Below are 5,737 nucleotides of genomic sequence, written 5' to 3'. Positions count from 1 at the left end.
TCCGTCGTCGGCAGCGTCAGATGTGTATAAGAGACAGCTGCTCACCCTCCTCGGGCGGCTCGAGCGGGTCGGGCTCGGGGGGCGGTGACGTGACGCTGACCGTGTGGTCGTGGCGCGTCGAGGACGAGGCCGCCTACAAGAAGATCTTCGCCGCCTACGAGAAGGCCCACCCGGGCGTCACCGTCGACGTCAAGGCGTTCAAGGCGACGGAGTACAACAAGATCCTCGCCACCGGGCTTGCGGGGTCGAACGGCCCCGACGTTCCGCAGGTCCGCTCCTACGGACAGCTGCAGACCACCGTCGCGAGCAGGTCGCTGCTGCCCCTCGACGGCAAGGTCGACCTCACCGGCTGGGACGAGAACGTCGTCGCGAGCGCCAAGGGCAAGGAGGACGGCAAGATCTACTCCGTCCCGCTCGCGCGCCAGACGGTCCAGATGTTCTACAACCAGGGCCTGTTCGACAAGAACGGCCTCGAGGCCCCGACCACGTGGGACGAGTTCATCGCCGCCAACGACAAGCTCGCCGCAGCCGGCGTCACCCCGATCGCCGTCGGCGCCAAGGACGACTGGACGCTGCCGATCGTCCACGAGGTGCTCGCCGCGCCCCGCTTCGGCGGCAAGGCCTTCCAGGAGGCGGTCCTGAGCGGCAAGAAGTCCTTCACCGACCCCGACTGGGTGGCCTCGGTCAAGGTCGTCGGTGACCTCGCGAAGTACATGCCCGAGAACGTCACCGGCGTGGCGGCGACCGACGCCCAGACCCTCTTCTCGGCCGAGAAGGCGGCGATGATCCCGGGCGGCTCGTTCGACCTCGGCGTCCTCCAGAAGGCCAACCCGAACGTCAGGATCGGCGTCTTCCAGGTGCCCCCGCCCCCCGGCTCGCCGAGCGGGTCCACCGCGACGACCCCGGGGTGGGCCGATGGCAACTTCGCCGTCTCGGCCCGGTCGAAGCACCCGAAGGAGGCGACCGAGCTCGTCACGTGGATGACCACCAAGGAGTTCGGGCAGATGGTCAGCGACGAGGTCAAGCAGATCTCGGCCGTGCCCGGCGTCGACCCGTCCGACCCGCTCCTGAAGCAGATGAGCGACAGCTACACGCGCTCCGGCTCGCCGTACCTGCTCCTCACCGACTTCCGGTACGGCTCGCCGTCGGGCACCGACATCTTCGGCAAGGCCCTGCAGGAGATGCTCCTCGGCGCCAAGGACGCCACCGCTGTCAGCTCCGAGCTCGACTCCGGCGTCAAGACCTGGTTCAAGCCGAGCGCCTGACGCTCGACCCGAAAGGCACAGCATGAGGCGCCGCACCGGACTGCTCTTCGTCGCCCCCGCGCTCGCCCTCTTCGCCGTCTTCGTGCTCTACCCGATGCTCACGGCGTTCTCGTACGCCTTCTTCGACTGGGAGGGCACGACGCGCGGGGCGTTCGCGGGGGTGGACAACTTCGTCACCCTGTTCACCCGGGCACCGTTCACCACCGACCTGCCGCGGGCCCTGCTGCACAACGTGCTCTTCTTCGTCGGCACGATGATCGTCCAGAACACCCTCGGTCTCGGCGTCGCCTACCTGCTGCACACCCGCCCACGGACGCGACGCGCGCTCCAGACGCTCTACGCCATGCCCTATCTCGTCAGCCCGATCGTCATCGGCTACCTGTGGACGCTGCTCCTCTCGCCGACGTTCGGGCCGGTGAACACGCTGCTGACGAACATCGGGCTCCGGTCGTGGGCCCTGCCGTGGCTCGGCGACCCGAAGACGGCCCTGTGGGTGGTGATCCTCGTCAGCGTCTGGCAGTGGATCGGGTTCCCGGTCCTGCTCTACGGCGCGGCTCTCGGTGGGGTGCCCGACGAGCTGACGGAGGCTGCCCGGGTCGACGGCGCCTCGAACCGGCAGGCCTTCGCCCGCATCACCCTGCCCCTGCTCGTCCCGGCAGTCGGCACGGTGTCGGTGTTGACGTTCATCTTCGCCATGGAGGCGTTCGCACTGCCGTACGCGTTCGGTGGCTCGACCGGAAACCCTGCGGGCGCAACGGACTTCGTCTCCCTGCTCTTCTACCGGACGGCCTTCGACTCCGGCGCCACCGACGCCATCGGCAGCTCGTCGGCCCTGGCCACGCTGCTGTTCGTCCTCATCTTCGGAGGCGCGTACCTGGCCACGGCCGTGCTCCGCCGGCACGAGCGGAGGATCACCGCATGACCACCGCGGTCGTCACCCCCGCGTCGTCGCAGGCCCCTGCAGCAGAGGCGAGGCCGCCCGCGTCGGCCGGACCCGACCGGCGGCGCCCCTCTGGTACGGGCCGGCCCGTCGGCGGCGCGACCGCGAGCGTCCTGCTCTGGGCCTACGCGGCCCTCGCGCTCGTGCCGCTGCTGCTCATGGTGAGCAGCTCGTTCCGGTCCAACTCCGAGCTCATCACCGACCCGCTCGGCCTGCCGTCGCCCCCCACCACCGCCAGCTACGTCGAGGCGTGGACCGCCGGCAGCTTCGCGACGTACTTCGGCAACTCGCTGGCGGTCACGGTGGGGGCAGTCGCCATCTCGACGTCGGTGGCCACGATGGCGGCCTACGCCCTGGCCCGCGGCCGCTCGCGCGTGTTCCGGTGGCTGGAGTCGCTCTTCCTGTCCGGCCTCATGCTGCCGATCCACCTGGCGATCCTGCCGATCTTCTACCTCTTCGACGGCCTCGGCCTCATCGACTCCCGGCTCGGGCTGTCCCTGATGTACGCCGCGTCCGGCGTGCCGTTCTCGATCTTCGTCCTGACCACGTTCTTCCGGCAGCTGCCCACCGAGCTCGAGGAGGCCGCCGCGCTGGACGGCGCGAACCACTGGCAGACGTTCTGGCGGATCATGGTGCCGCTCGTGCGACCGGCCGTGGCGACTGTCGCCGTCTTCCGGTTCGTGCCGATCTGGAACGACTTCCTCTTCCCGCTCGTGCTGCTGCGCCGCGACGACAAGTACACGCTTCCCGTCGGCCTGACGAGCTTCTTCGGCGAGAACGCGACGAACTACTCCGCCGTCTTCGCCGGGCTCGTCATCACGACGGTCCCGCTCATCCTGCTGTTCCTCGTGGCGACCAAGCAGATCGTGGCGGGCTTGACCGCCGGCATGGCCAAGTGATCGGCTCGCCTGCGTGGTGGGTGCGAGCGGGGATCCTGGCCGTGGCCTGCTGAGGCGCGTCGTGGCCGTCGACGTCGGCGGCTCGGGGCTGCGACTCACGAGCGTCGACGCGTCGGCCTCCGCGGGCACGTCGCCGACCGTCGGTACGGCGGACGGAGCTCGCTTGGGCACCAACGGGATCGACGTGGAGGCACTGGTCACGTCCGTACGTGGGCTGCTCGACGACCCCGACCTGTCGGACGCCGCGGTCGTCTGGTCGATGCGCGGCCTGCTCTTCCTCGCCGACCGCGACGCCGTGATCGACGCGGTCGCCTCGGGGTTGCGGGCCGCGACCACTGTGGTGGTCAGCGACGCCGTCGCCAACCTCGTCGGCGCGCTCGGCGGCGTCCGGCCCGGCGCGGTCGTGGCAGCCGGGACCGGCGCCGTCGCGTTCGGCACCGACTTCGACACGCACTGGAACCGCGTGGACGGCTGGGGCCACGTGCTCGGCGACCACGGGTCGGCCGCCTGGGTCGGCCTCGAGGGGCTCCGGGCTGCGCTGCGAGCCCTCGACGGGCTGGCCGGCGGCTCGCCGGTCCTCCTGGAGGCGGCCACGTCGTTGCTCGGTGACCCCGCCGGATGGCCGCGCCTCGTCATGACCGGCCCCGACGCCCCCGAGCGGCTCGCGTCGGTCGCCCCCCTCGTCACGGCGGCGGCGGCGGTCGACCCGGTGGCGGCCCGGGTGTGCGCCGACGCGGGACGCTCGCTCGCGGACTCGCTGCTGGCTGCGGCCGCCGGGCTGCCCGACCCGACGCTCGTGGCCACGGGAGGTCTCCTCGCGGCGTCCCAGGTCGTCGGCGCCCTCGACGGGCACCTCGCCCGGTACGGCGCCCGTCGTGGCGCAGCTCGCGGCGGTGCGCTCGACGGCGCGGTGCTGCTCGGTCGTCACCTCGTCACCACCGGGTCGGTGCCCACCCACCCGGCCTACCTCCTGCACCAGCCCGGGGGCGGCTGAGGAGGGCACGCAGGGTGGTCACGCGGCCGACCGGGAGGGTGGCCGCGTGACCTCCGCACGAGGGGACGGGGCGCTGCGCTCAGTCGTCCGAGCCGCCGGACCCGCCGACGTCGCCACCGTGGTCGCCGTCGTCACCGTGGTCGTCGCCACCCTGGTGGTGCGAGCCGTGCTCGCTCGCGTCGTCGCCCGAGTCGTGCGAGTCGCCGTTCGCGTCCTCGCCCTGGTCGTCGGCGTCCTCGCCCTGGTCGTCGGACGCGCTCGGGGTGGGGTGGGTGTCCGCTGCGGGTGTCCCGACGCCTCCGGCGTGGGAGACCTCGGCCGCCCGGGCCGACCGGTGCGCCGTGCGCTCCTCGACGCCCTTCTTCTTCGCCGCCGCCGCCGTGGCCTGCCCGTGAGCCGCGGCCTCCGGCAGCTGGGGCTTCCCGCTCTCCGTGGCCTCGGGGGTCTCGGTGGCCTCGGGGGTCTCGGTGGCCTCGGGGGTCTCGGTGGCCTCGGGGGTCTCGGTGGCCTCCGGCGTCTCGGTCTCTGGCGCCTCCGGGGTCTCGGCCGCCTCGGAGGTCTCGTCGGTGTCGGGGGTCGTCACGACGACCGGCGTCGAGGCCGGGGCGTCGTCGGAGGCGGCCGCGATGCCGCCGCCCGTCATCGCCGCGGCGACGACGACGCCGCCGACGCCGAGGACGATCTTGCGCTGGACGAGCCGGTGGTTCATGGGTTCGGTCCTTCCGATGGGAGATCTGACCGGTGGCCGGATGCGCCCGTACATTGCCGCTCGATCACCCGGCGTTACGCCCGGTGCGCGTGTAATGTCCGGTTCGACCCACCATCGTGGACAGGACATGGACGAGCCACTGCTGCGCGACGCCGTGCGACGAGGCCGGTCGGGCGATCCCGACGCGGTGGAGGCCGTGCTGGCCGAGTTCCGGCCCCGCATCCACCGCTACTGCCTCACCCGGGTCGGCGACGAGCTCGCCGAGGACGTCACGCAGGAGGCCTGCCTCGCGCTCGCGCACGCGCTGCCGGGGTACGAGGAGCGGGCCACCCCGTTCAGCAGCTTCGTCTTCGGCATCGCCGCGAACAAGGTGGCGATGGCCCGACGCTCGCTGGCGAGGGCGCGGGAGTTCGCGGGCGTCGTGCCCGACGCCGCGTCGGCCGAGCCGACGCCGGAGCAGCGCGCCGTGACGGTCGACGACCTCTCGCGCGCCCTGGCACCGCTCGGCCGACTGCCCGAGCGCCAGCGCGAGATCCTCCTGCTCCGCGTCGTCGACGGCCTGTCCGCCGATGAGGTCGCGGCCCTGCTCGGAATGACACCGACAGCCGTGCGGGTGGCCCAGCACCGCGCCCTGCGCGCCCTGCGGCGACGACTCGAGGAGGACGCGCCATGACCCGCCCCGAGCGGTATGCCGCGGTCCACGCCGACGACCTCCTCCTCGACCGCCTCGCGGCCCGTGAGCAGCCGAGGTCGAGTGCTCCCGACCGGGCCGCCGAGGCACTCCTGAACCTGGCCCGCACCGCCGACCGCGCGAGCCGGGGCGCCGAAGCAGGCACCGCCGCCTCGACGGGCGTCGACCCGGGCCCCACCCGCCGCGGACCCTGTCTCTTATACCCATCTCCGAGCCCACGAGACGGAGCTACATGTGGG

7 protein-coding genes are annotated in these 5,737 nt (G+C 72.3%); 6 read left to right on the top strand and 1 reads right to left on the bottom strand.

What is annotated here, in order from left to right:
• The 4 genes from ACR9ZK_RS20435 to ACR9ZK_RS20420 form a co-directional block, all read left to right on the top strand.
• Positions 1 to 1,265, top strand: a 1,265-nt coding sequence (locus tag ACR9ZK_RS20435; RefSeq protein WP_481343800.1) for an extracellular solute-binding protein, incomplete at its 5' end; no start/stop codon positions are given.
• Between the two features lie 22 nt (positions 1,266 to 1,287).
• The gene (locus ACR9ZK_RS20430) at positions 1,288 to 2,187 is read left to right on the top strand and encodes a carbohydrate ABC transporter permease (protein ID WP_481343799.1); all 900 of its coding nucleotides are present in this window, start codon (positions 1,288 to 1,290) and stop codon (positions 2,185 to 2,187) included.
• A complete protein-coding gene (locus ACR9ZK_RS20425; RefSeq protein WP_481343798.1) occupies positions 2,184 to 3,104 on the top strand; it encodes a carbohydrate ABC transporter permease in 921 nt (306 codons plus the stop codon). Before ACR9ZK_RS20430 ends, ACR9ZK_RS20425 begins: the two co-directional genes overlap by 4 nt.
• A gap of 61 nt (positions 3,105 to 3,165) precedes the next feature.
• Positions 3,166 to 4,098 carry a BadF/BadG/BcrA/BcrD ATPase family protein gene (locus ACR9ZK_RS20420; protein WP_481343797.1) on the top strand — a complete coding sequence of 311 codons (933 nt, stop codon included), beginning with the start codon at positions 3,166 to 3,168 and terminating at the stop codon, positions 4,096 to 4,098.
• 79 nt (positions 4,099 to 4,177) lie between these two features.
• On the opposite strand, the gene ACR9ZK_RS20415 is transcribed toward ACR9ZK_RS20420, so the two are convergent.
• Positions 4,178 to 4,807, bottom strand: a complete 630-nt coding sequence (locus ACR9ZK_RS20415) for a hypothetical protein (protein ID WP_481343796.1) — start codon at positions 4,805 to 4,807, stop codon at positions 4,178 to 4,180.
• A gap of 127 nt (positions 4,808 to 4,934) precedes the next feature.
• Here ACR9ZK_RS20415 and ACR9ZK_RS20410 point away from each other — a divergent pair, with 127 nt between their 5' ends.
• Entirely contained in the window at positions 4,935 to 5,480 is a 546-nt protein-coding gene (locus tag ACR9ZK_RS20410) for a sigma-70 family RNA polymerase sigma factor (protein ID WP_481343795.1), read from the top strand.
• A partial coding sequence (locus ACR9ZK_RS20405; RefSeq protein ID WP_481343794.1) for a hypothetical protein occupies positions 5,477 to 5,737 on the top strand: 261 nt, incomplete at its 3' end. The genes ACR9ZK_RS20410 and ACR9ZK_RS20405, both read left to right, overlap by 4 nt.

The sequence above is a fragment of the Monashia sp. HAY1-5C genome (assembly GCF_056755255.1).
The sequence above is the reverse complement of the archived record's forward strand: the minus strand, read 5'-3'. Positions and strand labels throughout refer to the sequence as shown.

Coding starts and splice junctions, on each gene's coding strand:
- ACR9ZK_RS20430 (WP_481343799.1), top strand. CDS start 1,288: ATGAGGCGCCGCACCGGACTGCTCTTCGTCGCCCCCGCGCTCGCCCTC.
- ACR9ZK_RS20425 (WP_481343798.1), top strand. CDS start 2,184: ATGACCACCGCGGTCGTCACCCCCGCGTCGTCGCAGGCCCCTGCAGCA.
- ACR9ZK_RS20415 (WP_481343796.1), bottom strand. CDS start 4,807: ATGAACCACCGGCTCGTCCAGCGCAAGATCGTCCTCGGCGTCGGCGGC.
- ACR9ZK_RS20410 (WP_481343795.1), top strand. CDS start 4,935: ATGGACGAGCCACTGCTGCGCGACGCCGTGCGACGAGGCCGGTCGGGC.